This is a genomic window from Microtetraspora sp. NBRC 16547 (assembly GCF_030268965.1).
GTDB lineage: Bacteria > Actinomycetota > Actinomycetes > Streptosporangiales > Streptosporangiaceae > Microtetraspora.
Window position 1 is genome coordinate 325,615 of sequence record NZ_BSSE01000001.1, and the last position, 26,717, is coordinate 352,331.

Sequence of the window (26,717 nt, forward strand, 5' to 3'; positions counted from 1 at the left end):
TGTAAGTTTTGACATGTCAACTCGCAGATATAGTTGGCGCATGTCCCTGCGCATCGCGCTCCTCGGCCTGCTGTCGGCCTCCGGCCCGGCCAGCGGGTACGACCTGACCAAGAAGTTCGAGACGTCGCTCGCCCACGTGTGGCAGGCCGGGCACAGCCAGATCTATCCCGAGCTGGCCAAGATGGCGGCAGAAGGGCTGATCACGGTCGAGGCCGAGGGCTCCCGCGGCCGGAAGATCTACACGATCACGCCCGAGGGGCGGGACGAACTGCACCGCTGGCTCATGGGGTACACCCCCTCGCCTTCCCCGCGCAGCGAGATCGCGCTTCAGGCGTATCTGACCCCGCTGCTGGAGCCGAGGGAGGCCGTCGCCGTACTGGAACGCATGGGAGCGAGCTTCGCGGCCAGACTCCGCGAGCTGCAGAAACTGGGCGATCCCAGCAAGAAGTCCGGGTACGGCGGGTACGCGCTGGATCTCGGCATCCGGCAGGCCCGGATGGCCATGGAGTGGGCCTCCGACACCATCGCCCACCTCAGCGCCTCAGGCACCGGCACGGACCGCGCGGAAGGCGCAGCGGACGCGGAAGGCGCGGCGGACTCCGAAGGTTAGGCGCAGGTGAGCGGCGCGGGCAGACCGACCTCGGGGTCGAAGTCGACGTTCCCGAAGTGCCGCTTGAGCAGGTCCTTCATGGTGCCGTCGGCGTACATGCCGGAGATCGCCGCCTGGACGGCCTCGCATGTGCGGGCGTCACCCTTCGGCACGCCCACGGAGTAGCGCAGGTCGGTCAGCTTGAGACCGAGCACGGCGAGCCGGAGGTTCGGCACCCGGTTCGCGAACCCGGCGAGGATGAGATCGTCACCGGGGACCGCGTCCACCCTGCCCTGGACGAGCATGTCCATGCACTCCGCGTAGTTGCCGGCGGCCACCGGCTCCACACTCACCTTGTCCTGGATCAGCGCGACCGACTCGGCGCCCGCCGGGGCGCACATGCGCCGCCCCTCCAGGTCGCTGAGCCGCCGGATCTGCGAGCCCTTCACCACCAGCATGTCGGTGTGCGCGACGTAGTACGGCCCGGCGAAGCCGACGGCGTCCTTATGGTTCTCGTCGTAGGCGTAGGTGGCGACGACGAGATCGACGTCGCCGTCGGACAGCGCCCTGGCCCGCTCTGCCCTGCCGATCCTCCGGAAGGTGATGCCGCCGGCGGGGACCCCCAGCTTGCCCGCGATGTAGGTCGCCACGTCCACGTCGAACCCGGCGAAGGAGCCGCCGCTCAAGCCGAGACCGACGCCGGGGAGATCGCCCTTCACGCCGATGGTGAGCCGCCGCGCCCCCAGCGCCTTGTCCACGACCGCGGGGTAGGCGGGAGCGGCCGACCCGGGCGCCTGCCCCTGCACGCCCGCCCTGCTCGTCGTTGTCGTGCCCGGTGTGCCCTGGTCGCCTCCCAGGCGTACGGCGGCCAGCGCCCCCACCCCGACCACGGCGGCGACCACGGCCATGACGGCGGTGATCACGCGGGCCCTGCGCCGCCGCCCCGGCCCGCTCTTCGGCGGCTCGGTCACGCCCGCGCTCCGCGACGCCTCCGTCGAGCCCGCGCCCTGAGACCCCGCACCCTGAGACCCGGCGCCCTGAGACCCGGCGCCCTGAGACCCCGCACCCAGGGACCCGGCGCCCTGAGACCCCGCACCCAGGGATCCGGAGCCCTGTGACGCCGCCGGCCCGGCGTCCCGCGCTTGGACGTCCCACGCCTGAACACCCAGCGCTTGCCTACCTTGCGCCTGGACGCCCTGCGCTTGGACACCCTGTGCTTGGACGTCCCCTGCTTGAACACTCTGCGCCTGAGCGCCCTGCGCTTGGACGCTCTGTGGCGCCGTCTCCCGCGTCGTCTGTCCCTGGGGCAGGCGCATGTCCCGGGTGACCTCGGCGGGCTCCGGGCTGGCCGCGTGGGCCCCCTCGGACAACACCATCGTGGACGCGTCCCCCGACTCCGAACGGCCGAGCAGGCGCAACAGGATCCGGTCGGCGGTCGGCCGGGCGGCCGGAGCCTTGCTCAGGCAGGAGCGCACCACGCCACGCAGCGGCTCCGGCAGCATGCTCACGTCGATGTCGTGGTTGAGCACGCGGTTCAGCACGACCGCGATCGAGTCGCCGCCGAACGCCGCCGTGCCCGTCGCCGCGTACGCGATGGTCGCCGCCCAGGCGAACACGTCCGACGGCGGCCCCACCTTGTCCCCGGAGATCTGCTCCGGCGCCATGTAGGCCGGCGTGCCGATCGCCCGGCTGGTGATCGTGCCGGTCGAGTCGATGATCCGGGCGATGCCGAAGTCGACCACGCGCGGCCCGTCCGGAGCGAGCAGCACGTTGTCCGGCTTGAAGTCCCGGTGCACGATCCCCGCGTGGTGGATCGCCGTCAGCGCCGTCGCCGTGCCGACGGCGAGCCGCTCCAGCGCGGGTCCGATGATCGGCCCGCTCTCCTCCACCGCCTCGCGCAGAGACCGCCCGTCGATGTACTCGCTCGCGATGTACGGCGTGTCGCCTTCGAGATCGGCCGCGATCACCCTGGCGGTGCAGAAGCTCGCGACCCGCTGGGCGGCCCGGAGTTCCCGACCGAACCTGGACCGGGCCATCGCGTCACCGCTGAACTTGACGTGCAACAGCTTGATCGCCGCGCGCTCCCCGGCTTCGTTGCGCCCGAGGTACACCACGCCCTGACCGCCCTCACCGATGCGGCCGGACAGCACGAACGGCCCGAGCCGGAGCGGGTCCCCCGGTCCGAGCGGCGCGACGTTCGGCATCCACGCCCCCAAGTTTCGGCAAAGTGTCGACGACCATCAGAACTTTACGGCTCCGATGACCGTTTCCCAGCCTCCCGATACCGGGCCGTGACCCGCGTACGGCTCAGCCCGAGCCGGCAGTGAGCCCGGCAGTGATCCCGGCCGTGAGCCCGGCAGTGAGCCCGGCCGTACGCAGGCACGGAAAAGGGCCGCCCGCCACGAAGGCGAGCGGCCCTGACCGGACGGGCTGGATCAGCCGGCCATCTTCTTCTTCAGGTTCTCGTCCAGAGCCGCGAGGAAGTCCTGCGTGGTCAGCCACTCGGCGTCGCCGCCGACCAGGAGCGCCAGGTCCTTGGTCATCTGGCCGCCCTCGACGGTCTCGACGCAGACCTGCTCCAGCTTCGCGGCGAAGTCGATCACCTCGGGCTGGTTGTCGAGCTTGCCGCGGTGCTGCAGGCCGCGGGTCCACGCGAAGATCGACGCGATCGGGTTGGTGGACGTCGGCTTGCCCTGCTGGTGCTGGCGGAAGTGCCGGGTCACCGTGCCGTGCGCGGCCTCGGCCTCGACGGTCCGGCCATCCGGGGTCATCAGCACGCTGGTCATCAGGCCGAGCGAGCCGAAGCCCTGCGCGACCGTGTCCGACTGGACGTCGCCGTCGTAGTTCTTGCACGCCCAGACGTAGCCGCCCTCCCACTTCAGCGCGGAAGCGACCATGTCGTCGATCAGGCGGTGCTCGTAGGTGATGCCGGCGGCGTCGAAATCCGCCTTGAACTCGGTCTCGTAGACCTCGGCGAAGATGTCCTTGAACCGGCCGTCGTACGCCTTGAGGATCGTGTTCTTCGTCGACAGGTAGACCGGGTAGTTCCGGGCCAGGCCGTACCGCATGGAGGCACGGGCGAAGTCACGGATCGACTCGTCCAGGTTGTACATCGCCATCGCGACGCCGGCGCCCGGGAAGTCGTAGACGTTCAGCTCGACCGGCTCGCTGCCGTCCTTCGGGGTGAAGGTCAGGGTCAGCGTGCCCTCGCCCGGCACCTTGATGTCGGTCGCGCGGTACTGGTCGCCGAACGCGTGACGGCCGACCACGATCGGCTTGTTCCAGCCGGGAACGAGCCGCGGCACGTTCGACATGATGATCGGCTCGCGGAAGATGACGCCGCCGAGGATGTTCCGGATCGTCCCGTTCGGGGACTTCCACATCTTCTTCAGGCCGAACTCCTCGACCCGCGCCTCGTCCGGCGTGATCGTCGCACACTTGACGCCGACGCCGTACTGCTTGATGGCGTTCGCGGCGTCGATCGTGACCTGGTCGTCGGTGGCGTCGCGGTGCTCGATGCCGAGGTCGTAGTACTTCAGGTCGACGTCGAGGTAGGGAAGGATCAGCTGGTCCTTGATGAACTGCCAGATGATCCGGGTCATCTCGTCGCCGTCAAGCTCGACGACCGGACCCGCTACCTTGATCTTGGGCATGCGTGTGGTTCCCCTTCTGAACTAACACTGGCCAGACAGTCCGTTTTGAGGCTCACTGGCCGTTGAGGCTATCGGACGGGCGTGATACGCCCGTTACTAGGTGCTGTGCATGCGCAGCAACAGGTTCAACGAGCCCGCCACCAGGGCGGAGCCGAGCACCAGGAACACGATCGCGTCCACCCGGCGGGTGCGGACACCGAGCAGTCCGGCCCGGCCGTCCGGGACGATCAGCCGTAACGCCGCCCCCGCGATCAGCGCGAACCCGATGACCGCGCCGCCCACCCAGACGGCGAAGCCGTAGGCGATCATGCCCAGCCCGGCGACCGCACCCGCCGCAACCAGCAGGTACGGCCCCCAGGGCTTACCGCTCACATTCACAACCAGCGCCTATGGTGACTGTCACTCCTCGTTCCGGTGCGACATCCGTCGATATCCGCCCACCGCTCACCGCTCGGGCTCACGGTCGCTACGCTCCCTGCGCCGCTCACCGCACGGGCTCACGGTCGCATTCGCGTGCTCGCTCGCTACGCTCCCTGCGCCGCTCACCGCTCGGGCTCACGGTCGCATTCGCGTGCTCGCTCGCTACGCTCCCTGCGCCGCTCACCGCTCGTCGATCGGCGTCCACTTCTGGTCGCGCTCTCCGATGTACTCGCTGTCCGGGCGGATCAGGCGATTGTCGGCGTGCTGCTCGATCACGTGCGCGGTCCACCCGGACATCCGGCTGACCGAGAACACCGGGGTGAACAGGTCCGTCGGGATGCCGAGGTAGTGGTAGACCGTCGCGGCGTAGAAGTCCACGTTCGGATACAGGCCCTTCTCCGCGAAGACGACCTCCTCCATCTCCTTGGACATCCGGTAGAACGTGTCGTCGCCCGACGCCTCGCCCAACTCCCGCGACATCTTCCGCAGGTGCGTCGCCCGCGGATCCTCGGTCTTGTAGACCCGGTGCCCGAAGCCCATGATCTTCTCGCCCGCCGCGAGCCTGTCCCGCACCGCCTGCGCGACCCCCGCGGGGTCGATCGCTTCCAGCGTACGCATGACCTGCTCGTTCGCGCCTCCGTGCAACGGGCCCTTCAGCGTGCCGATGGCCGCGACGATGGCCGAGTGCATGTCGGACAGAGTCGCGGCGCAGACGCGGGCGGCGAACGTGGAGGCGTTCATCGTGTGGTCGGCGTGCAGCACCAGGCACGTGTCGAAGATCTCGACCTCGCGCTGCGACGGCATCCTCCCGGTGATCTGCAGCAGGAAGTTCGCCGCGATGCTCAGCTCGGGATCCGGATCGGGAATCGAGGCGCCGGTGCGCGCGGCATGATAACGGGCGACCAGGATGGGCTGCTGCGCCGTGAGCCGCGCCGCCTTGCGCAGGTTGGCGTCCGCGGCGTTGGAATCCTTGTCCGGGTCGTCGGCGCCGGCGAGGGAGACGAGACTGCGCAGCGCCTCCATGGGCGCCTGTTTCCCGGCGATCTCCGGGATGTTGCTCTCGACCAGCCCCCCGAGGCCACGTCCTCGGACCAGCTCCGCCCTGTACGCGGCCAACTGACCGCGCGTCGGCAACGAGCCGTGCTGGAGGAGATGCGCGATCTCTTCGAAGGTGGTGCGGCCGGCCAGATCGTGGATGTCGTAGCCGCGATAGAAAAGCCGGCCGGCTTTCCCGTCGATGTCGCTGAGCGCTGTGGACGCGGCGACGACATCGGCGAGGCCTTTGGTGGGCTTGTCCGCCATGAGTGTTTCCTCCGCTTATCTTCGCCCGAAGTCTACCCGCGAGCAGGCAAAGCGCCTCCTAGAGGTCCAGACCAATTTCAAGCGAGATTCTCCTTGCCGCAAAGGAGATTCCCGATCCCCACGTCTGGGTAAGCCGGATCTGTAGCGAAAGTAACGGCGGGCTACCTGGGGAGGAACTGCCGTGGAGGGGCCGTTCATTCGGATCGAGGACAGCGGTGAGGTCATAGCGCTGCGCCCCGAGATCACAACGATCGGTCGGGGCAGGGGCGTCGACGTCCGGCTGACGGATCCGAGCGTGTCTCGGCTGCACGCCGAATTCGTCCGGCGCGGGCCCTACCTGTACGTCGTTGATCTGGGCCTGTCCCGCAACGGCACGCGGGTGAACGGCAGGCCGATCGCCCGGAGGGTCCTCGACGACGGCGACGTGGTCTCCTTCGGCGCCGCCAGGGCTCGGGTCGGCGGCATCCCCCGCGAGGACTTCACCCCCGAGGTCGAGCTGCGCCGGGCCGCGGCGCCCGAGCTGACCCGCCGCGAGGTCGACGTGCTGACCTCGCTGTGCCGGCCCGCGCTGTCGGACGAGGCGTTCGTCGCCCCGGCGACCGCGCGGGAGATCGCGGACGACCTCGTCGTGACGGAGGCCGCGGTCAAGCAGCACCTGCTGCGGCTCTACCAGAAGTTCCGCATCCCCGAGGGGACCAACCGGCGCACCCGGCTCGCCAACGAGGTCGTGGCGCTCGGCCTGGTGCGGCCGACCCCGGTGATCCCCACGCAGCGGGCCACCAACGCGGGGCAGCACACCCCCACGACGTCGAGCCGCCGCGCCAGCTGACCGGCCACGCTCACACGCCGGTGCGTGTTCTCAGCCGTCAGCATGCGTCCCCGTGCCGGGCACCGCCTGGCCGGTGGCCGCCTCCTGTGGCCGGGGCGTGCGCCACTTCGGCCATGCTCGCTGGGCCCGCTGGCCCTTCCGGAACGGCAGACCGGGTAGGTCCATGGTGAAGAACGCCTCCGCCTGGAGCGCGGAGACCCCGATGCGCGGCAGGTCCCGCGTGTGCGGATACACCAGGAACCTCGGTTCCCAGAACGGCCGGAACTTGGCGTTGAACTTGTACAGCGACTCGATCTGGAACCAGCGGGAGAGGAACACGAGGAGACCGCGCCACGCGCGGAGCACCGGGCCGGCGCCGAGGCGCTCACCTCTGGCCAGCGCCGAACGGAACATGGCGAAGTTCAGCGACACCCTGGTCACGCCCAGCTCCGGCGCCGCCTGCAGCGCCTTCACGATGAGCAGCTCGTTGAGCCCGGGGTCGGCCTGGCGGTCCCGGCGCATCAGATCGAGGGACATGCCGTCCCGGCCCCACGGCACGAAGTGCAGGATCGCGCGGATGTCCCCGCCGGGCGGGTCGGTCCTCTCCTCGCTCTCCTTGTGCGCCGTCACCACGATGCAGTCGTCGTCCGCCGGGCCGCCGAACCGGCCGAGTGCCATGGAGAAGCCGCGCTCAGTCTCGGTGCCGCGCCAGAAGTCCGCGGCGTCGCGGATCTGCGCCTTCTCCACCTCGGTGAGGTCTCCCACCCGCCGGACCAGACAGGTGTAGCCGAGTCGCTCGACGCGGTTGACCATCTGCCGGACGTTGCGCATGGCCCGGCCTTCCAGTGTGAAGTCGGCGACCTCGACGATGGCCTCGTCGCCCAGCTCCAGGGCGTCCAGGCCGCCGCTCCTGGTCCACACCTCACCCCCGAGCTCGCTGCACCCGATGACCGACGGAACCCAGGCATGCCGCCTGGCCTCCTCCAGGAAGCAGCTGATCGCGCCCGGCCATGCCTCGACGTCGCCGATCGGGTCGCCACTGGCCAGCATCACCCCCGCCACGACGCGGTAGGCGATCGCGGCCTTACCGCTTCGGGAGAAGATCACGCTCTTGTCGCGTCGCAACGCGAAGTAACCCAGCGAGTCCTGCCTGCCGTATCGGTCGAGCAGGGCGCGCAGCCGCTCCTCGTCCGCGCCGCTGAGCGCGGCGACGGGTCGCTCCGGCCGGAGCGCGAGGTAGATCGTCGTGATCGCGGTGAGCGCGCCGAGCCCGGCGAGTGAGTAGTACACCAGGTCGGAGACGCGGTCGGAGGAGTACTGCAGGGGCCCTTCCATGCCGAGCAGGCCGAGGACCACGTGCTCCATCTGGTCGCTCAGCGTGGGCCGGCCGATGACCGTACGGGTTTGCAAGGCGACGAAAATCCAGCCGATGGCGAGGTCGAAGGCTCCGAGAACGAGGAAGTTCCACAGCGCCCGCCACCGCGACCGCGGATCCGAGAGCGCGTAGAACTCGCGCCGGTTGACCAGCAGCACCGCGCAGAAAATCAGGCTCACGGTCGCGGCGATCGGATGACGCGAGCGCAGGCCCTCGATGGCCGCGCCGACCAGCAGGAGCAGCACCACAGCCCGCCAGGCGCGCTTTTTGCGCCGCCGGAGGGCATGCGCCACCATGATCATCATGATGCCGACGAGCAGCGTCGCCGCCTGGGCCAGCGTGGTGACGCTTCCCGGAAGGACACTGGCCATCTCGTTGAACCGGCTCGCCCGGACATGCGGCACGATCGCCTTGACGATGTTCAGGATGCCGATCACCAGCGCGGCGTACCCCGCCGCCGCGGGCACCCACGGCCGCGAGACCCCGCCGCGCAGAAGGCTCATCCGAGTGCTCACGGGAGGACACGATAAGTCGGCAATCGAGGTACGGCAGGGCTAACTCCATCCTTACCCGTCGTGAGTACCTTTGGCGATGATGGCCGCACGCCCACGGACTGTCGGGCACCATGACAACTTGAGATAGCGCAGGTCACGCCGGAGGATTTTCCCACCTTTCGGCCGCATATCACCCGCATCCGGGACGGCAGGGGGGACCGTTTGGAACTGACATCGATCACGCTCCAGATGCTGGTCGCGGCACTCGCCGTCGGCGCACTGGTCGCGACGGTGTGGCTGTGGCCACGGTTGAGCGGCCCGAGCTGGCGCTCGGTCGCCGGCCGGATCGGCGTCCTGATCGGTGACCAGCTCCTCATGCTGGCCGCACTCGGGCTGGCGCTCAACTCGTACTTCGCGTTCTACTCCTCCTGGAGCGACCTGCTCGGCACGGACACCTCGACGGCGCCCATCGTCCCCGCCACCGCGGAGGGCGCGAGCCTCGTCCAGATCACCGGCAGCACGCCGGTGCTGGTGCCGCACCCCGGCGCGGGCCACTCGGGCGGGCGCCTGGAGCAGGTGGTCATCTCAGGCCCGCGGACCGGACTGAGCGCTCCGGCGTACGTCTACCTGCCACCGCAGTACTTCCAGAAGAAGTTCACCACCGCCCGCTTCCCGGTGATCGTCGCCCTGACCGGATATCCGGGCGACGCCAAGAACCTGGTCACGCGGATGAACCTGCCGGAGCGCGCCGCGACCCTGATCAGCTCGCACCAGATGCGCCCGACGATCATGGTGCTCATGCGGCCCACCGTCGCGCCGCCGCGTGACACCGAGTGTGTGGACGTCCCCGGAGGGCCCCAGGCGGAGACCTTCCTCAGCGAGGATCTGCGGCATGCCATCGCCGCCACCTTCAGGGTCGGCACGGACGCCCAGAGCTGGGGCGTACTCGGGGGGTCGACCGGCGGCTACTGCGCGCTGAAGCTGACCATGCGGCACCCGACGGTGTTCTCCGCCGCGGTTTCCCTGTCGGGCTACTATCACGCCCTGGTCGACGTCACCACGGGCGATCTGTTCGGCGGGAACACCCGGCTGCGGGACGAGCACGACCTGATGTGGCGCCTCGCCCACCTGCCCGCCCCGCCGGTCTCGGTGCTCGTGACGAGCAGCAAGCAGGGCGAGTCGAACTACAAGGCGACCAAGGCCTTCGTCGCCGCGGTGAAACCGCCGATGCAGGCGTCGTCACTCATCCTGCCGAGCGGCGGCCACAACTTCGCCACCTGGAACCGGGAGCTGCCTCAGGCCCTGCCCTGGCTCGCGCAGCAACTGCACGACCCAGGGCAGGCCTGAACCGGCTCAGCGGGCCGCGCGCTCGGCCGCCTCGACCACGTTGGTGAGCAGCATCGCGCGGGTCATCGGGCCGACGCCGCCCGGGTTGGGCGCGACGAACCCGGCGACGTCCCGCACATCGAGCGCGACATCGCCGGCGATCTTGCCGTCCACCCGGGAGACGCCCACGTCCAGCACCGCCGCGCCGGGCTTGACCATGTCCGCCGTGATCAGGTTCGGCACGCCGGCCGCGGCCACGATCACGTCCGCCTTGCGGGTGTGCCAGGCGAGGTCCTGCGTGCCGGTGTGGCAGGTGGTCACCGTGGCGTTCTCCGAGCGGCGGGTCATGAGCAGGCCGAGCGAGCGGCCGACCGTGATGCCGCGCCCGACCACGACGACCTCCGCGCCCTTGAGCGGCACGCCGTACGCCTGCAGCAGGTGCACGATGCCACGCGGCGTGCACGGCAGCGGGGCGTCGACCATGTGGACGAGACGGCCGAGGTTGACCGGGTGCAGGCCGTCGGCGTCCTTGGCCGGGTCCATCCGCTCCAGCAGCGCCATCGTGTCGAGGTGGCGCGGCAGGGGCAGCTGCACGATGTAGCCGGTGCACTCCGCGGACGCGTTGAGCTCGTCGATCGCGGCCTCGACCTCGGCCTGGGTCGCCGTCTCGGGAAGGTCCACGCGGATCGAGGCGATGCCGACCTCGGCGCAGTCCCGGTGCTTGCCCGCGACATAGATCTGGCTGCCGGGGTCGTCGCCGACGAGGATCGTGCCCAGCCCGGGCCTGATCCCCTTGGCGGCCAGCGCCGACACGCGCTCGGTGAGATCGGCCTTGATCTTCGCGGCGGTCGCCTTGCCGTCCAGAATCTGCGCGCTCATTGGTCTCCTAACCGTGCCGATTTACCGTGCCGATTTGCCGTCTTGATCGACCGTGCCGATCAGTGGAAGAAGTGCCGGGTACCGGTGAAGTAGAGGCTGATCCCGGCCGCCTCCGCGGCGGCGATGACCTCCTCGTCCCGGATCGAGCCGCCCGGCTCGACGATCGCCTTCACCCCCGCCTCCGCCAGCACCTGGAGGCCGTCGGCGAACGGGAAGAACGCGTCGGACGCGCCGACCGATCCCGCCGCGCGCTCACCGGCGCGGGACACCGCGAGGCGGGCCGAGTCGACCCGGTTGACCTGGCCCATGCCGACGCCCACAGTGGCCCCGTCCGCGGCCAGCAGGATCGCGTTGGACTTCACCGAACGGCACGCCTTCCAGGCGAAGGCGAGGTCCGCCAGCACCTCATCCGGTACGGCTGTGCCGGCCTTGAGCTCCCACGTCGCCGGGTCGTCGCCGGGCGCGTCCACCCGGTCCACGGCCTGCACGAGCAGGCCGCCGTCGATCCGGCGGAACTCCGTCGCGTTGTCCGGGCCGGACGGGCAGGCCAGCAGCCGGATGTTCTTCTTCCCCTTGAGGATGTCGAGCGCCTCGGGAGCGAACGACGGCGCGACCACGACCTCGGTGAAGATCGGGGCGATCTGCTCGGCGAGCTCCCGCGTGACCTCGCCGTTCACCGCGATCACGCCCCCGTACGCCGAGACGGGGTCGCACGCGTGGGCCTTGCGGTGGGCCTCGGCGACGTCGGCGCCGATCGCGACACCGCAGGGGTTGGCGTGCTTGATGATCGCCACGCAGGGCTCGGCGAAGTCCCACGCGGCGCGCCACGCCGCATCGGCGTCCACGTAGTTGTTGTAGGACATCTCCTTGCCGTGCAGCTGCTCGGCGTTCGCCAGGCCGGCCTCCTGGCCAGAGTAGAGCGCGGCCCCCTGGTGCGGGTTCTCGCCGTAGCGCAGCGGCGTCTGGAGCTTCCAGGCGGCGCCCATGAAGGACGGCCACTCGCCCTCGGGGGCGTACACGCCCGCGAACCAGGAGGCCACCGCGACGTCGTAGGCGGCCGTGTGGGCGTACGCCGTGGCGGCGAGCCGCCGCCGCTCGGTGACCGTGAAGCCGCCCTCGGCCACCGCCGCGAGCACGCTGTCGTAGGCGCGGGGGTCGACGACGACCGCGACCGTGCCGTGGTTCTTGGCCGCGGCGCGGATCATGGCCGGGCCGCCGATGTCGATCTGCTCGACGCAGTCGGCGTCGGACGCGCCGGAGGCGACCGTCTCGGCGAACGGGTAGAGGTTGACCACCGCGAGCTGGAACGGCTCGATCTCCAGCTCGTCGAGCTGCTTGACGTGCGACGGGTTCGCGCCGTCGGCGAGCAGCCCCGCGTGGACCCTCGGGTGCAGCGTCTTGACCCGGCCGTCCAGGCACTCGGGGAAGCCGGTCAGCGACTCGACCTTCGTCACGGGCACACCGTAGGACGCGATGGCGGCGGCGGTGCCGCCCGTTGAGACGATCTCGACGCCCGCCGCCTCAAGCCCCCGGGCCAGCTCTTCGAGCCCGGACTTGTCGTATACCGCGATCAGCGCGCGCCGGATGGCGATGCGGGTCACTTCGTGATCCTCTCTGTTCCGTTTTCGCCCAGCTCATCCGCTGGGTCGTCGTGCCCGGGAACCGGGTCAGGCACTCCCCAGGCGTACCCGCCGGCCGGAGACCGTCCAGCCTTCGCGTGCCATGCGCCCGACGATCTCGACGAGCAGCCTGCGCTCAACGGTCTTGATCCGCTCGTGCAGCGTCTCCTCGTCGTCACCCTCGCGCACGGCCACCGCCTCCTGCGCGATCACCGGCCCGGTGTCGACCCCGGAGTCGACCAGGTGGACCGTGCAGCCGGTGACCCGGACGCCGTACGCCAGGGCGTCCCGAACGGCGTGGGCACCGGGGAAGGCGGGCAGCAGCGCCGGATGCGTGTTGACCACCGGGAAGGAGCCGAGGACGCGATGGCCGAGGATCTTCATGAAGCCGGCGGACACCACGAGGTCCGGATTGTACGCGGCGATCTTCCCGGCGAGCGCCTCGTCCCACTCGTCACGCGTGGCATGGTCGGCCACCCGCTCGACGAAAACGGGGATCCCGGCGCGCTCGGCCCGGGCCAGTCCCTCGATGCCGTCGCGGTCCGCGCCGACCGCGACGATCGCAGCGCCGAACGACGAGGCCGACACGGCGTCGAGAAGGGCTTGTAGGTTGGTCCCGGATCCGGAGACGAGAACCACGAGCCGGGCGGCCTCTGCTGGATGATGAGGTCCGGATGGCACCGGGCGGACTCCTTCGGGAAGGCTGGTGAGGAGGGCGCAGGCAGCACGCCCTCGCCGGTAGAAAGGTTATCGGGCTCCGGCCACCGGATTCGAAGGCGGCCCGGCGAAAGCCAGGACGTCGCGCAAGGGAAAAGCGCGGAAAGCAAAGGTGGAGATCGTGACGGCACCACTGCAGACGCCGGCCTCCGAGCTGGGAGGACGCCGGGCGTTGTTGCTCGCCCTCTCGGCGCTGATCTTCACGTTCATGCTGCCCGCCGCCGGGCTGGCGCTGTCGCTGTTCGGCCTCGTGGTCGCGTTCCGTGACGTCAAGACGCTGAGCCGGACGCGCCGTCCCGTGGGCGCGGCGGCCGCGGCGCTCGTCGTGTCGGCCGTCTCGTTCATGTTCGGCGGCCTCCTGCTGGCCACCCAGCTCTTCTTCTCCACCGAGCTCAACGCGTACGTGGAGTGCGGGAAGGGCGCCGGGACCGTCACGGCGGCGCACGACTGCGTGAACGAGTTCAAGAGCGCCGTGGAGCGGCGGCTCGGCGTCGCCTGGCCGGCGGACCTGCCGTTCCCCAACTAGACCAGGGTGTACTGAGCAGGCGGGTTGGTGACGCGGAGCCGCACTCGGGGTCGTCAGGAGTCGCGCTCCCAGGCGTACGGGTCGAGATAGATCACATGGCCGCCGCGGTCGTCGGTCTCGTCCACGATGTCGCTGCGCGGCGGCCGTACGGGCTCCGAGCGGGCGGCCCGCATCGCGGCGAACGTCTCGGCGGCGGCCGCCGCGTGCTCGTCCGTCCAGTCGTCCTTGATCACCGGGATGGGCTGGGTGTCGGCCTCGGTCGCGTCCAGCCAGTGCCCAGGAAGCGCCCGGGAGCCCTTCTCCGTCAGGCGGACCCGGCCCGCGGCCTTGGCGATCACGGCGCCCGCCTTGCGCACCGGCTCGGGGGTGGCCGGTCGGCGCGAGATCAGACACCAGTTGGCGATGCCGGCGGAGATGCCCGCGGCCACGCCGACCTCCAGCGCCACCGACAGCGCCACCTCCCACGGTGACGGCCCGACGGCGGACAGGCGGGCGCCGCCGAGCGGACCGCCCGAGAGCGCGGCGAGCAGCCCCGCCATCGCGCCCGAGGTCAGACCGCAGCCGAACCCCCAGAGCGGAGCGGCCTCGATGGTCGGCGTCGGGGCGACGCGGGCCATGACGACCCCGGCGACCGCCCCGGCCAGGAACGGCAGCGCGATCACTCCCATGATCCATGAAGGGGCGACGCCCGACTCCGGCAGTGCGCCGAGCAGCGGCACGGTGGGGATCGCGCTCAGCTTCACTCCCGTCGGCGCGACGAGGGTGCCCGTGCCGATGGCGAACCCCGGCCCCGCGATGTACGACAGGCCCCAGATCGCGGCGTTGACGAGGTAGAGCGCCTGAACCAGTACCAGCAGCAGCCCGCCGACGAACCCGGGGCTGAGCATCTCGGACAGCCGCCGGATCTCCGGGAACTTCACCGCGATCGCCCCGAGGACCAGCAGCAGCCCGGCCACGAGCATGATGGACAAAGCGACGGCCGTGCCGACGACGACCGAACGGGTGCGGTCCGGGAGCAGTCGCAGCATCGACTTCCACGGCCCGATCGTGCGGGCGGTGGCCAGCGATCCCGCCAGGAAGGCCAACACGAGGTGGCTGGCCAGCGCCTCTCCGAGGAACGGCTGGGTGAGCTCGTTCTGGGCGACGAGGGCGATCATCCCGGCGAGCAGCGCGTACGGCGCGGCCAGCGAGATCCCGGCCTGGGCGACGAGCACGAGCTGCGCCCGGCGCCTGGCGTTCTCGACGTCGCGCGGCGTCCCCTTGGGCAGCCGGGCCGGCATGCGCAGCCGGAGGTCGGCGTCACGGGCCATCCACAGGCCCGCGCGGTACAGCAGGGCACCCGGCAGGATGGTCAGCCCGAGCGGCAGCAGCCCGACCCGTCCCCCGGGGATCGCGAACCCGGCGTGGTGGGCGGCCAGCCAGAGCTGGCACGCGGCGCGGAAGACACCGGGCAGTCCCTGGCCGAACGCGCCGCGAGGAGCGGCGGCCCAGCCGATGAGGGTGAGGGTGGTCAGCACCGCGAGGCCGACGCCGAGCGTGCCCGCTCCGGCGAGCATGCCCGACACGGGGAGCGGCCTGCGGGTCTCGTCGTCGTCGCCTTTGGGGAAGCGGCTGAGGACGGCACGGGGGGCTGTCCGTAGCTGGTCGAGAAAGGCCGTCACGCTACCCCATGGTCCCAGCCGGTACGGCTTTCGCCACGTCGCCACGCCCAGTCCCGCCCGATTTGCCATGATCATCCCCGGGTGCTCCATGACCCGCCGGAAGCCGGGACGTGATCGGGTGCCGGGCGCTTGGGCCCTGATCCACGTGGCTACCGGCCCGCTCGGGCGCGAAACGACCGTGACCTCGCACTCACGGTGGAGTGCGAGGTCACGGTTCACGAGCCGATGATCGGTCCGCGCGGGACGCGCGGGCGATCAGGCGATCAGGCGATCACGAGATCGAGCGATCTGCCGATCGGCCGGAAGGATCAGCGGGACTGCATGATCTCGCGCATGAGGCGAGCGGTCTCGCTGGGGGTCTTGCCGACGCGGACGCCGACCTTCTCCAGCGCTTCCTTCTTGGCCTGGGCCGTACCGGCGGAACCGGACACGATGGCGCCCGCGTGGCCCATGGTCTTGCCCTCGGGAGCGGTGAAGCCCGCGACGTAGGCGACGACCGGCTTGGTGACGTTCGCCTCGATGTAGGCGGCGGCCCGCTCCTCGGCGTCGCCGCCGATCTCGCCGATCATGACGATCGCGTCGGTGCCGGGGTCCTCCTGGAACGCCTGGAGGGCGTCGATGTGCGTGGTGCCGATGACGGGGTCGCCACCGATGCCGACGCAGCTGGAGAAGCCGAAGTCACGCAGCTCGTACATGAGCTGGTAGGTCAGCGTGCCCGACTTCGAGACCAGGCCGATGCGGCCGGGGGTGGTGATGTCGGCCGGGATGATGCCCGCGTTGGACGCGCCGGGCGAGGCGATACCGGGGCAGTTCGGCCCGATGATGCGGGTCTTGTTGCCCTTGGCGCCGGCGTAGGCCCAGAACTCGGTGGTGTCGTGGACCGGGACGCCCTCGGTGATGACCACGCAGAGCGGGATCTCGGCGTCGACGGCCTCCTTGACGGCGTCCTTGGTGAACGCCGGCGGCACGAAGACGACCGACACGTCGGCGCCGGTCTGCTCCATGGCCTCCTTGACCGTGCCGAACACGGGCAGGCCCTCGTGAACGGTGCCGGCCTTGCGGGCGTTGACGCCGCCGACGACCTTGGCACCGGCGGCGAGCATGCGGCGGGTGTGCTTGGTACCCTCCGCGCCGGTCATGCCCTGCACGATGATCTTGCTGTTCTCGGTCAGCCAGATAGCCATTACGCACCTACCGCAGCAAGCTCGGCGGCGCGCTTGGCCGCGTCGTCCATGGTGTCCACCAGCTCGACGCGCGGCAGCGCGGCGTCGGCCAGGATCTGCCGCCCCAGAGCGGCGTTGTTGCCGTCCAGGCGCACCACCAGCGGGTGGGTCACGGCCTCGCCGCGGCTCTCCAGCAGCTGGAACGCGGAGACGATGCCGTTGGCGACCGCGTCACACGCGGTGATGCCGCCGAAGACGTTCACGAAGACCGACTTCACGGACGGGTCGGAGAGGATGATCTCCAGGCCGTTGGCCATGACCTCGGCCGAGGCGCCTCCGCCGATGTCGAGGAAGTTGGCCGGCTTCGGCTGGCCGGGGAACGCCTCGCCGGCGTAGGCGACCACGTCGAGCGTGGACATGACCAGCCCCGCGCCGTTGCCGATGATGCCGACGGTGCCGTCGAGCTTGACGTAATTGAGGTGCTTCTCCTTGGCCCGCGCCTCAAGGGGGTCCTCGGCGGCCTTGTCGACGTACGCCGCGTGCTCCGCCTGGCGGAAGTTGGCGTTCTCGTCGAGGGTGACCTTGCCGTCGAGTGCCTTCACCTGGCCGTCGGCGGAAAGGATCATGGGGTTGACCTCGACGAGAGTGGCGTCCTCGTCGACGAAAACGGCCCAGAGCTTCTCGATGAGGGCGGCGGCGCCGTCCAGCGACTGCTCGGGCAGGCCACCGGCCTGCGCGATCGCGCGCGCCTTGGCGAGATCGATACCCTCGATGGGGTTGACCGGAACCTTGGCCACCTTCTCGGGTGCGGTGTGCGCGACTTCTTCGATGTCCATGCCGCCCGCAGCCGAGCAGATGGCCAGGAACGTGCGGTTCGCGCGGTCGAGGAGGAAGGAGAAGTAGTACTCCTCGGCGATCTGGCTGGCCTCCTCGATCAGGACCTTGTGGACCGTGTGGCCCTTGATGTCCATCCCGAGGATCTGCGTCGCCTTGTCGTGAGCGTCGCCCGCGTCATCCGCCACCTTGACGCCACCGGCCTTGCCGCGGCCCCCGGTCTTGACCTGGGCCTTGACCACGACACGGCCGGTGAGCTGCTCGGCAGCCGCGCGCGCCTCGTCCACGGTGTGCGCGACGATGCCGCGCGGCACCGGGATGCCGTACTCCGCGAAGAGCTCCTTCGCCTGATGTTCGAACAGGTCCACGAGGGTCCGTCCTTCGGCTGATCTTCTAAATGTCGAGGGCCAGGCCGGTTGACCTGCCTGGCATTTCCGCGCATGAAGCCTAGCCCTAGCGAGGACGTGAATACGTCATGGGGTCCCGTTAAGCCCTTGCAAAGGACAGATGGATAGGGCAAAGTTACGCAAAAGATCCTAAATCCCTGTGGGGACCGTGGAGCGTACCCAATCGACGATCTGCTCGGTCGTCGCGCCGGGGGTGAAAATCCCGGCCACGCCCATCCTCGTGAGCTCGGGGATGTCGGCCTCCGGGATGATCCCTCCGCCGAAAACCACGATGTCCTCGGCGTCCTGCTCCTTGAGGAGCTCCATGAGCCGGGCGAAGAGGGTCATGTGCGCACCCGACAGGATCGACAGGCCGATCGCCCCCGCGTCCTCCTGGATCGCGGTCTGCACGATCTGCTCAGGCGTCTGGTGCAGGCCGGTGTAGACGACCTCCATGCCCGCGTCGCGCAGCGCACGCGCGACCACCTTGATGCCACGGTCATGCCCGTCCAGCCCCGGCTTGGCAAGAACGATCCGAATCGCACCCACGTGACCTCCCCGCAACGCGCCCGGTTTCACATCCTCGCCGACTCTGCCCCTCCGTCCAAGAGCCGAGGGCTCGGAACGCGGGCGGCGCTCTCGTCCGCAGCCGGACGCCGCCGCGGAGCACCACGAGGGTCGCCCGTACGGCTCCCGCGCGGCGACGCCATGAGGGGACGGCGGTCCGGCCTGGCGACCGCGGACGGCGGTCCGACGCGGCGGCCGGGGAACGGTCCATCGGATCCCCGAAAGTACTGAGGGAATCCACAGGAAATGTGGAATTTCGTGACTTTGCCGTAATCATTACCCGGCAGGATGCTCCATGATCACCTTATCTTGATCACCTTCTCCGCGAGAGGGGAAGGCACTCAACGGGAGGAACCCCCCTTATGAGGCGAATTATCGCCACTTTGGCTTCCGTGGGCACCGCCGCACTCCTGGCCCCTGTGATCGCCGCTCCCGCCCAGGCCCAGGCGCAGGCGCGCCCGACCGATCCGGTCACGGCGCTCACCAAGCAGTTCCAGGTCAAGCGCGGCGTGCACGCGACATCCGCCGCGAAGATCAACATCGGCGGGAGCGTCGCGTTCAAGGTCAGGTCGGAGGGAGACCTCCAGTTCGGCCGCTCGGGCGTCGTGGCCTCCGACATCACGACCAAGAACGATTTCGGCGACCTCTTCGAGGAAGACGAGTCGCTCAAGGGGATCAACAAGCCCACACGGACCATCACGATCAACAAGACCGCCTACGTCTCCGGCGGCATCTACGACGAGCTCATCCCCTCGGGCAAGAGCTGGCTCCGCGCGCCCGGGAGCTCTCCGACGTCGTTCGGCGGCGGCCAGTTCATCGACGTGTTCGACACGAGCAGCCTGCGCGCCGTGCTCGCGACCACCAAGGCCAAGGGCAACGGCGGCACGGTCGACGGGACGCGGACCACCGTCTACCGCGGCGCCATCACGCTCAAGCAGCTCTCCGCGTCGTCCCCGGCGATGAAGCAGCAGCTCAAGGGCATGGACGCCAAGACCGGCAAGACCGTGCTCAACTGGAAGCTCTGGGTCGGCTCGGACCAGCTGATCCGCCGCGTGACGGCGGCGGCGACCTTCACGATAAAGAGCAAGAAGATGTCCATCGACATGGACATGACCAGCGACACCAAGTTCACCAAGTGGGGGTCGAAGGTGTCCATCACCGCTCCCCCGGCGAGCGAGGTCGCCACGGCGTCGGAGATCGAGGGCCCCATGCCCGAGATGCCGACCGTCATCACGCCCGGCATGATGGCGGGGAAGCTGTGACCGTGAGCACACGGAAGTGAGCCCACGGCAGTACGTGAGCGCACGGCAGTAGACGAGGGCCCCGCGGAACCGCCCGTTCCGCGGGGCCCTCTCGCGTCCAGAACGCCCGTGAGATCCGCATCCGAGTAAGAAGCCCGCCGCTGGAACCGGCACACGGCCGGGCACAGCGGCATGAGGTCACCCGCTGCCGGCGGCTACCGGTGCGAGACCGGCGTCAGAGCTTTTCGACCTTGGCGTAAGCCAGCATCAGGGTCTTCTCGCCCCCGGAGCCGAAGTCGATCTTGACTCGGGTCTTCTCGGCCTGCCCCTCCACCGCCACGACCGTGCCCAGGCCGAAGCTGTCATGGGTCACCCGGTCGCCGGCGGCCAGGTTCGGGATGGCCCGCCCGCCGCCGCGCGCGGGCGCGGGAGCCGTACGGGACTCGCGTGAGGCGGCGCCCCAGGCGGTCTTGGACGGATCGCTGCGCCACTCGACGAGGTCGTTCGGCACCTCCGACAGGAACCGCGACGCCGGGTTGAACGACGGCGCCCCCCACGACGAGCGCACCGCCGCGCGGGACAGGTAGAGCCGGCGCTGCGCCCGGGTGATGCCGACGTAGGCCAGGCGGCGCTCCTCCTCCAGCTCCTTGGGGTCGCTCATGGAGCGCATGTGCGGGAAGACGCCGTCCTCCATCGCGGTGAGGAACACCACGGGGAACTCCAGGCCCTTCGCGGTGTGCAGGGTCATCAGCGTGACGACGCCGCCGTGCTCCTCGCCCTCGGGGATCTGGTCGGCGTCGGCGACCAGCGAGACCTGCTCCAGGAAGTCGACCAGCGTGCCGTCCGGGTTGCTCTCCTCGAACTCCGCGGCCACGGCGATCAGCTCGTTGAGGTTCTCCAGGCGGCTCTCGTCCTGCGGGTCGCCCGACGTCTCCAGATCGGTGCGGTAGCCGGTGGCGTTGAGCACCTCCTCCGCCAGCTCGGACAGCGGCAGCTCCTTGGCCCGGAGATCGTCGAGCAGGGCGGTGAACTCCCTGATCGAGTTCAGCGAGCGGGTGGCCAGCCCGTGTGCCTCGTCGGCCCGCCGCAGGCCCTCCCAGAAGCTGATCCGCTCGCGGCTCGCGAACGCCTCGATCATCGCCTCGGCCCGGTCGCCGATGCCGCGCTTGGGGACGTTCAGCACCCGGCGCAGGGAGACCGTGTCGTACGGGTTGGCCAGGACGCGCAGGTAGGCGAGCAGGTCCTTGACCTCCTTGCGCTCGTAGAAGCGCACCCCGCCGACCACCTTGTACGGCAGGCCGGTCCGAATGAAGACCTCCTCGAAGACGCGCGAGGCGGCGTTGGTCCGGTAGAAGATGGCCACCTGGCCCGGGGTGACGTCCTCCTCGTCGGAGAGCCGGTCCACCTCCTGGGCGACGAACATGGCCTCGTCGTGCTCGTTGTCCGCGACATATCCGATGATCTTGGGACCGGCGCCCTGGTCGGACCAGAGGTTCTTGGGCTTGCGGCTCTCGTTGCGGGCGATCACCGCGTTCGCGGCGTTGAGGATGGTCTGGGTGGAGCGGTAGTTCTGCTCCAGCAGGATCGTCTTGGCGTCCGGATAGTCCCGCTCGAACTCCAGGATGTTGCGGATCGAGGCGCCGCGGAAGGCGTAGATCGACTGGTCCGCGTCGCCCACCACGACCAACTCGGCGGGCGCGACCCGCTCCTCGCCCGGCTCCGACGGGCGGACCAGGTCGCCGTCGGCCGTCCTGAGCTCGGGCCGCCCGACCAGCTCGCGAACGAGGACGTACTGCGCATGGTTGGTGTCCTGGTATTCGTCGACCATCACGTGGCGGAAGCGCCGCCGGTAGTGCTCGGCCACGTCGGGGAAGAGCTGGAACAGCGTGACCGTGAGCATGATCAGGTCGTCGAAGTCCATCGCGCCGGCCTCGGTGAGCCGCGCCTGATAGGTGCGGTACGCCTGGGCGAGCGTGCGCTCCAGATGCGTCTTCGCGTTGTCCGCCGCCGTTTCGTAGTCGATCAGCTCGTTCTTGAAGTTGCTGACCTGGGCGGAGAACGCCTTGGGCGGGTAACGCTTCGGATCGAGGTCCAGCTCGCGGCAGACCATCGCCATGAGCCGCTGCGCGTCGGCCTGGTCATAGATCGAGAAGCTGCTCGTGAAGCCGAGCCGCTTGGCCTCCCGGCGCAGGATGCGCACGCACGCGCTGTGGAAGGTCATCACCCACATGGCCTTGGACCGGGGACCGATGAGCCGGTCGACCCGCTCCTTCATCTCCTTGGCGGCCTTGTTGGTGAACGTGATCGCCAGGATCTCGCCCGGCTGGACCCCCCGCTCGGACAGCAGGTACGCGATGCGATGGGTGAGCACCCGGGTCTTTCCCGAGCCGGCCCCGGCGACGATGAGCAGGGGGCTTCCCTGGTGGACGACGGCCTCCCGCTGGTGCGGGTTGAGACCGTCGAGCAAAGGATGAGTGATGGCTCGGGTGGACACGTCCCTAGCGTATGACCGTCCACCGACATCCAGCACCCCGATCACGCGCCGCCTGCGCCTCCCCCTCATGCCCGCCTCCCGTGTGTCGGCGCGGGACCGGCGAGGAGCAGGATCGGACGGGTGAACACGCTCCTGCCGGTCACTCCCCAGCTCGGTGTCGTGATGGTGCTGCTCGCCCTCGCCGCCGCCGGGGTCGCCGCACTCGGCCGCCTCGGGCACTCGGCGGCGATCCTGACCGCGTCCGTCCGCGCGGCGGTCCAGCTCGCCGTGGTGTCCACCGCCATCGTGTGGGCGATCACGTACCTGCCCGCCGTGGCGGGGTTCCTCATGGTGATGTACCTGGTGGCGAGCGTCACCGCCGGGCGGCGGATCACGAAGAGCGCGGCCGCCTGGTGGGCCGCGCTGCCCGTCGCGGCGGGGACGGCGCCGGTGCTCGTCCTGATGATCGCCGCCGGCGTGCTTCCGGTGCGGGGGATCGTGCTCGTGCCGATCACCGGGATCCTGCTCGGCGGCTGCCTCACCGCGACGTCCCTGGCCGGGCGCAGGGCGCTCGACGAGCTGCGACAGCGGCGCGGCGAGGTGGAGGCCGCGCTCTCCCTCGGTTTCTCCGCCCGCGACGCGGCGATGGAGATCTGCCGTCCGTCCGCCGCCCAGGCGCTCGTTCCGGCGCTGGACCAGACGAGGACGGTGGGCTTGGTGACCCTGCCCGGCGCGTTCGTCGGCATGATGCTCGCGGGCTCAGGGCCCGTCCAGGCGGGAGCCGTCCAACTGGCCGTGCTGATCGCGCTCCTCGCCGCGGAGTCCCTGGCCGTCGTCGTGACGATCGAGCTCGCCGCTCGCGGCCGGTTCCCGCTCTGACCGCTTCTGTCCGACCCGCCGCGCGGCCGGTTCCCGCTCTGACCGCTTCCACGTACGTGACGATCCGACCCGCCGCACGCTCTGATCGTCCGTTCTCCACCCGAGGGTGGAGATCACCGACTCCACCTGTGCGCCGATCCGGCGGCGGGGCCTGCGCTCCGCACGCGAGAGGCGGACCGGGCGTCGAGCTTCCGTGCGACCCGCGCGGCGAGATAGCCGAAGGAGTTCGTAGCCAGATGTGTCAGCGAAGGGGCGAGCAACCCTCCGCGGCGACGCAACTCCTGGAAGGCCGTCCCGGCCAGCGCCGTCGAGAGGACGGTTCCCGCCACCAGGCGGCCCGTCGATCCCGCAGGGGGCGCCTCGGCCCCGGCACCGTCCTCGGCGCCCGCACCGCCGGCCTGTGTGCTGTCTCCGGCCGTCAGGTGACCGAGTGCCGGGTTGGCCCTGGCCATGTCCATGGCCGGGAGGACGTGCCAGAGCCCGAAGCTCACCGCCGCCGCCGCGGCGGCCGTACGGGACGGGAACGGGCGGCCGAACAGCGCGGGAAGGACCCCGCGGAAGGCGACCTCCTCCAGCAGGACCGTTCCCAGCGGCACCTGCACCATGATCTCTTCCAGGAGCCGGGTACGGGACAGGGCGAGCGCGCGCTCGTCGAGGAACAGCGGGCGGGTGCGGGGTGACGCGACCCCGGCGGCGTAGCCGATGACCACCCCCGCGGCGAGCGCCCCTCCGAGGCGCGCTCCGCGATCGGCGTGCTGGAAGCCCAGATCGGCCCAGGTCAGGCCGTCGCGGCGGGCGATCGCGAGCAGGGCGACGGTGGCCGCGACCGACGTCACAGGTGCCCAGCGCCGAGCGATCCGGTTGTTCGACACGTTCGCCACAGCCAGGACGCCCAGCGCGCACACCAGCGGCCCGACTCGGTCGACCCGGGCGTCCCCACGTCCCACCACGGCGCCCCCTCAGCCCTTGTACGCGCTCTCGACGAATGCCGGTTCCACAGTTTCCTGCACCGTCTCAGGATTCGTCGCCGCGCTGAACGTGCCCTCCCTGCGGATGCTGTGCCAGCGCAGGCGCGCGCCCAGCACCGCGGTCGCCACGGACTGGATGACCACGAGGTACATCAGCTGGCGATACACGAATTGCTGGAGCGGGAGCACCCACAGGGCCGACGCCTTCTCCCCGTCGAGGCGGAGCGCGTACCAGCCGGTCAGCGCCTGGACGGTGACGAAACCCGCCCACACCGCGACCACAGGCAGCGGATCGCCGACCAGGGTGCTGTAGATCGCCATGATGTCCACGGTGGGAGCGAGCAGTGGCAGCAGGACCTGGAAGGTCATGAGGTAACCGAGGCAGCGGCGACCGAACGGGCCCGGCTCCACGACGGCGCCGCGATGCTTCCACATCGCCTGCAGGGTGCCGTAGCACCAGCGGTAGCGCTGCCGCCAGAGCTGGCCGAGCGACGAGGGCGCCTCGGTCCAGGCCAGCGCCCGCTCCTCGTACACCACTCGCCAGCCCGCGCGGCAGATCGCCATGGTCAGGTCGGTGTCCTCGGCCAGGGTGTCGTCGCTCAGCCCGCCGACGGAGTCGAGCGCGGCGCGACGGAAAGCGCCGATCGCGCCCGGCACCGTGGCCATGCACCCGAGTAGCTCGAAGGCCCGGCGGTCGAGGTTGAAACCGATGACGTACTCGATGTGCTGCCAGCGGCCGATCATGCCCCTGCGGTTGCCGACCTTGGTGTTGCCGCTGACGGCGCCGACGGACGGGTCCGCGAGCTGCCTGACCAGCGTGCCGATGGTGGCCGGCTCGAAGACCGTGTCGCCGTCCACCATGATCAGAATGTCGTGCCTGGCCTGGGCGATGCCGACGTTGAGCGCCGAGGGCTTGCCCCCGTTCTCCTTGCGGATCACCCGCACGCCTGGGAGCCGCAGCGACTCGGTGATCTCGGCCGTGCGGTCGGACGACCCATCGTCGATCACGAGGATCTCGACCTCGCCCTGGTAGTCAGTGCGCACCAGCGAGAGGACCGTGGCCTCGATGCCGGCCTCCTCGTTGTAGGCCGGGACGATGACGGTCACCGGCGGCGGAGCCGCCCAGGACGGGGCAAGGCCGCGGCGCCGCTTGCCCGGCGCCTCCCCGCGGGCCCTCCTGGCCCGTCTGGCATGCGCCCAGGCGAGCGAGAGGAAGAACAGCAACCGGATGAGGGTCAGCGCCCCCGCCACGGCGAGAATCCAGCTCAACGCGCCGGTGACCGCCGCGGAGGCGCGCTGGGCCAGACCCAGCACCGTTCCCGTGAACCGCTCGCCCGCGTCCGCGGTGGTGTGAGCGGAGGGCAGCCCCACGGCGTCCGTGAGGGTCTTCGCGGCGTACCCCTTGCGTGCGAGCGACGTCAGCAGCGCGTCCACCGCCCCCACGGTCTGCTCGCGGTCGCCGCCGGAGTCGTGGAACATGACGACCGCTCCGCCGCCGTTCCTCGGCGTCGCCGCCCGCATGATCTCCGCGGTGCCCGGCTTGCTCCAGTCCCGCGTGTCGAGATCGGTGAGCGCCACCAGGTAGCCCTCCTGGCCGAGCGCGCGCATCGTCTCCAGCTGCGCGACGCTCACCCCTTTCGCCGACGACGAGTACGGCATGCGCACGAGCAGGGTGTGGATCCCGGCCGCGCCGGCGAGCGCCCGCTGGGTCAGCGAGAGCTCCATCCGCGTGCGCCAGAGCGGGGTGGCCGTCAGGTCCGCGTGCGTGTAGGTGTGGTTGCCGATCTCGTGCCCTTCGGCGACCATCCGCCGGATCAGCTCGGGCTGCTGCGCGGCCCGCCCGCCGACGACGAAGAAGGTCGCCTTGGCACCGTGCCGCTTCAGGATGTCGAGCAGCTCGGGGGTCCAGCGCGGGTCGGGGCCGTCGTCGAAGGTGAGCGCCACCGTCTTCGCGGGTACCCGGAGGCTCTGCGGCCGCTGCCCGGCCATGTTGACCACCGGACCGCCGCGCCGTACGGCCTCGATGCCCGGGGCGGTGTCCGTGGCGGCCTGGACGGGCGTGTAGCTCTGGCCCAGGCCGTTTTCGGCGAACCCGTTGAGCACCAGCGCGCCTGTCATCAGCAGGGCGCCTACCGCGACGAGGAACCAGTGACCGCGTGGGTCGGCCGGGCGTCGCGTCACCCGCGTGCGTACGCGCGCGCTCGTGCGGCGGCTCACTTCGGCTCCTTGGTCTTGCCGACCTGGCCCGGCGGCGTGCCACCGTGGCCGGGGTTCGGCACCTCGCCGGCCGTCGGTTCAGGGTCGAGTGCCGGGGCCGAGGACGGCTCGGACGTGGGGCCGGCCGAGTCCGTGGAGGGCTCATGCGGCGTGGAGCCGGCCGGGCCGGTGTAGGTGATGCGCGGCGTGGGGCGGGCCGACCGCGTGAACGACACGCGCGGCGTGGGGCTGGGCAAGGCGGAGGCGGCCGGTGTCGCCCGCCTGGGCGGCGTGGAGCCCGGAGAAGCCATGGAGGGCGTGGCGGTGGGGCTCCGCTCGGGGCTGGCCGCCCCGGCCGGGGTGCCCGCCTGCCGGCCCGGCCATCCGATCCCGGGCAGCTCGGTTTCGCTCACCATCCCGCGGACGAGGGTGACGAAGAGCGTCAAGGTGAGGGCGGACGCCCCGATGCCCATCACCGTCAAGATCTTGCGCCGCCGTCCGCTGTGGTCGACGAAGACGGCTTTATTGGGGTGCACGGCGAAAGATCCTATTGTTTCCTGGTCAACGGTCGCAGATCGATGCGGCCTGCGTGACCGCCGTACGATGTGGGCGCCGATATGGCCGCGAAGCCCGACCCGAGT

General features: G+C 70.3%; 22 protein-coding genes. 6 read left to right on the forward strand and 16 right to left on the reverse strand.

Going from position 1 to position 26,717, the window contains the following annotated elements; all coding sequences use genetic code 11:
- Positions 1-40: 40 nt before the first annotated feature.
- The gene (locus QSK17_RS01405) at positions 41-610 is read left to right on the forward strand and encodes a PadR family transcriptional regulator (protein WP_285702494.1); all 570 of its coding nucleotides are present in this window, start codon (positions 41-43) and stop codon (positions 608-610) included.
- Here the strand turns inward: QSK17_RS01405 and QSK17_RS01410 are convergent.
- The 4 genes from QSK17_RS01410 to QSK17_RS01425 all read right to left on the reverse strand — a co-directional run bounded on the left by QSK17_RS01410 (position 607) and on the right by QSK17_RS01425 (position 5,964).
- Positions 607-2,793 (reverse strand): protein kinase domain-containing protein, encoded by a 2,187-nt coding sequence (locus tag QSK17_RS01410; protein WP_285702495.1) that lies wholly within the window; start codon positions 2,791-2,793, stop codon positions 607-609. The genes QSK17_RS01405 and QSK17_RS01410 overlap by 4 nt on opposite strands.
- Positions 2,794-3,024: 231 nt before the next feature.
- The gene (locus tag QSK17_RS01415) at positions 3,025-4,242 is read right to left on the reverse strand and encodes an NADP-dependent isocitrate dehydrogenase (protein WP_285702496.1); all 1,218 of its coding nucleotides are present in this window, start codon (positions 4,240-4,242) and stop codon (positions 3,025-3,027) included.
- A 96-nt stretch (positions 4,243-4,338) separates the two neighbouring features.
- Positions 4,339-4,614: a DUF3017 domain-containing protein gene (locus tag QSK17_RS01420; RefSeq protein WP_285702497.1), complete on the reverse strand. Its 276-nt coding sequence runs from the start codon at positions 4,612-4,614 to the stop codon at positions 4,339-4,341.
- A gap of 228 nt (positions 4,615-4,842) precedes the next feature.
- Complete coding sequence (locus QSK17_RS01425; RefSeq protein ID WP_285702498.1) at positions 4,843-5,964, reverse strand: citrate/2-methylcitrate synthase; 1,122 nt, start codon at positions 5,962-5,964, stop codon at positions 4,843-4,845.
- A 181-nt stretch (positions 5,965-6,145) separates the two neighbouring features.
- Between QSK17_RS01425 and QSK17_RS01430 the strand changes: the two genes are divergently transcribed.
- The gene (locus tag QSK17_RS01430; protein WP_285702499.1) at positions 6,146-6,793 is read left to right on the forward strand and encodes an FHA domain-containing protein; all 648 of its coding nucleotides are present in this window, start codon (positions 6,146-6,148) and stop codon (positions 6,791-6,793) included.
- Positions 6,794-6,823: 30 nt separating this feature from the next.
- Here QSK17_RS01430 and QSK17_RS01435 read toward each other — a convergent pair whose 3' ends face one another.
- Complete coding sequence (locus QSK17_RS01435) at positions 6,824-8,662, reverse strand: phosphatidylglycerol lysyltransferase domain-containing protein (protein ID WP_285702500.1); 1,839 nt, start codon at positions 8,660-8,662, stop codon at positions 6,824-6,826.
- A gap of 201 nt (positions 8,663-8,863) precedes the next feature.
- Here QSK17_RS01435 and QSK17_RS01440 point away from each other — a divergent pair, with 201 nt between their 5' ends.
- Positions 8,864-9,988 (forward strand): alpha/beta hydrolase, encoded by a 1,125-nt coding sequence (locus QSK17_RS01440; protein WP_285702501.1) that lies wholly within the window; start codon positions 8,864-8,866, stop codon positions 9,986-9,988.
- A 6-nt stretch (positions 9,989-9,994) separates the two neighbouring features.
- On the opposite strand, the gene QSK17_RS01445 is transcribed toward QSK17_RS01440, so the two are convergent.
- The 3 genes from QSK17_RS01445 to purN form a co-directional block, all read right to left on the reverse strand.
- A complete protein-coding gene (locus QSK17_RS01445) occupies positions 9,995-10,846 on the reverse strand; it encodes a bifunctional methylenetetrahydrofolate dehydrogenase/methenyltetrahydrofolate cyclohydrolase (RefSeq protein WP_285702502.1) in 852 nt (283 codons plus the stop codon).
- Between the two features lie 59 nt (positions 10,847-10,905).
- Complete coding sequence (gene purH / locus QSK17_RS01450) at positions 10,906-12,447, reverse strand: bifunctional phosphoribosylaminoimidazolecarboxamide formyltransferase/IMP cyclohydrolase (protein WP_285702503.1); 1,542 nt, start codon at positions 12,445-12,447, stop codon at positions 10,906-10,908.
- A gap of 66 nt (positions 12,448-12,513) precedes the next feature.
- Complete coding sequence (gene purN / locus QSK17_RS01455; RefSeq protein ID WP_285702504.1) at positions 12,514-13,146, reverse strand: phosphoribosylglycinamide formyltransferase; 633 nt, start codon at positions 13,144-13,146, stop codon at positions 12,514-12,516.
- A gap of 157 nt (positions 13,147-13,303) precedes the next feature.
- Here purN and QSK17_RS01460 point away from each other — a divergent pair, with 157 nt between their 5' ends.
- Positions 13,304-13,708: a hypothetical protein gene (locus QSK17_RS01460; protein WP_285702505.1), complete on the forward strand. Its 405-nt coding sequence runs from the start codon at positions 13,304-13,306 to the stop codon at positions 13,706-13,708.
- Positions 13,709-13,761: 53 nt separating this feature from the next.
- Here the strand turns inward: QSK17_RS01460 and QSK17_RS01465 are convergent, their stop codons facing one another.
- From QSK17_RS01465 to icmB, 4 genes are all read right to left on the reverse strand, one after another.
- Complete coding sequence (locus QSK17_RS01465) at positions 13,762-15,369, reverse strand: cell division protein PerM (RefSeq protein ID WP_285702506.1); 1,608 nt, start codon at positions 15,367-15,369, stop codon at positions 13,762-13,764.
- 308 nt (positions 15,370-15,677) lie between these two features.
- Positions 15,678-16,553: a succinate--CoA ligase subunit alpha gene (gene sucD / locus QSK17_RS01470; protein ID WP_285702507.1), complete on the reverse strand. Its 876-nt coding sequence runs from the start codon at positions 16,551-16,553 to the stop codon at positions 15,678-15,680.
- Positions 16,553-17,734 carry an ADP-forming succinate--CoA ligase subunit beta gene (sucC, locus tag QSK17_RS01475; protein WP_352231752.1) on the reverse strand — a complete coding sequence of 394 codons (1,182 nt, stop codon included), beginning with the start codon at positions 17,732-17,734 and terminating at the stop codon, positions 16,553-16,555. Before sucC ends, sucD begins: the two co-directional genes overlap by 1 nt.
- Positions 17,735-17,902: 168 nt before the next feature.
- Positions 17,903-18,301: a coenzyme B12-dependent isobutyryl CoA mutase small subunit gene (icmB, locus tag QSK17_RS01480; RefSeq protein WP_285702508.1), complete on the reverse strand. Its 399-nt coding sequence runs from the start codon at positions 18,299-18,301 to the stop codon at positions 17,903-17,905.
- A 410-nt stretch (positions 18,302-18,711) separates the two neighbouring features.
- Between icmB and QSK17_RS01485 the strand changes: the two genes are divergently transcribed.
- A complete protein-coding gene (locus QSK17_RS01485; RefSeq protein ID WP_285702509.1) occupies positions 18,712-19,581 on the forward strand; it encodes an SCO4651 family lipoprotein in 870 nt (289 codons plus the stop codon).
- Between the two features lie 214 nt (positions 19,582-19,795).
- On the opposite strand, the gene pcrA is transcribed toward QSK17_RS01485, so the two are convergent.
- Positions 19,796-22,054 carry a DNA helicase PcrA gene (gene pcrA / locus QSK17_RS01490; RefSeq protein WP_502889113.1) on the reverse strand — a complete coding sequence of 753 codons (2,259 nt, stop codon included), beginning with the start codon at positions 22,052-22,054 and terminating at the stop codon, positions 19,796-19,798.
- Between the two features lie 120 nt (positions 22,055-22,174).
- On the opposite strand from pcrA, the gene QSK17_RS01495 reads away from it, so the two are divergent.
- Positions 22,175-22,912, forward strand: coding sequence for an ABC transporter permease (locus QSK17_RS01495; protein WP_285702510.1), 738 nt, complete (start codon positions 22,175-22,177; stop codon positions 22,910-22,912).
- Positions 22,913-23,025: 113 nt separating this feature from the next.
- Here QSK17_RS01495 and QSK17_RS01500 read toward each other — a convergent pair whose 3' ends face one another.
- The 3 genes from QSK17_RS01500 to QSK17_RS01510 are packed head-to-tail and all read right to left on the reverse strand — an operon-like array spanning position 23,026 to position 26,612.
- The gene (locus QSK17_RS01500) at positions 23,026-23,862 is read right to left on the reverse strand and encodes a CPBP family glutamic-type intramembrane protease (protein WP_285702511.1); all 837 of its coding nucleotides are present in this window, start codon (positions 23,860-23,862) and stop codon (positions 23,026-23,028) included.
- 9 nt (positions 23,863-23,871) lie between these two features.
- Positions 23,872-26,097: a bifunctional polysaccharide deacetylase/glycosyltransferase family 2 protein gene (locus tag QSK17_RS01505; RefSeq protein WP_285702512.1), complete on the reverse strand. Its 2,226-nt coding sequence runs from the start codon at positions 26,095-26,097 to the stop codon at positions 23,872-23,874.
- Complete coding sequence (locus QSK17_RS01510) at positions 26,094-26,612, reverse strand: hypothetical protein (protein WP_285702513.1); 519 nt, start codon at positions 26,610-26,612, stop codon at positions 26,094-26,096. Before QSK17_RS01510 ends, QSK17_RS01505 begins: the two co-directional genes overlap by 4 nt.
- Positions 26,613-26,717 lie beyond the last annotated feature (105 nt).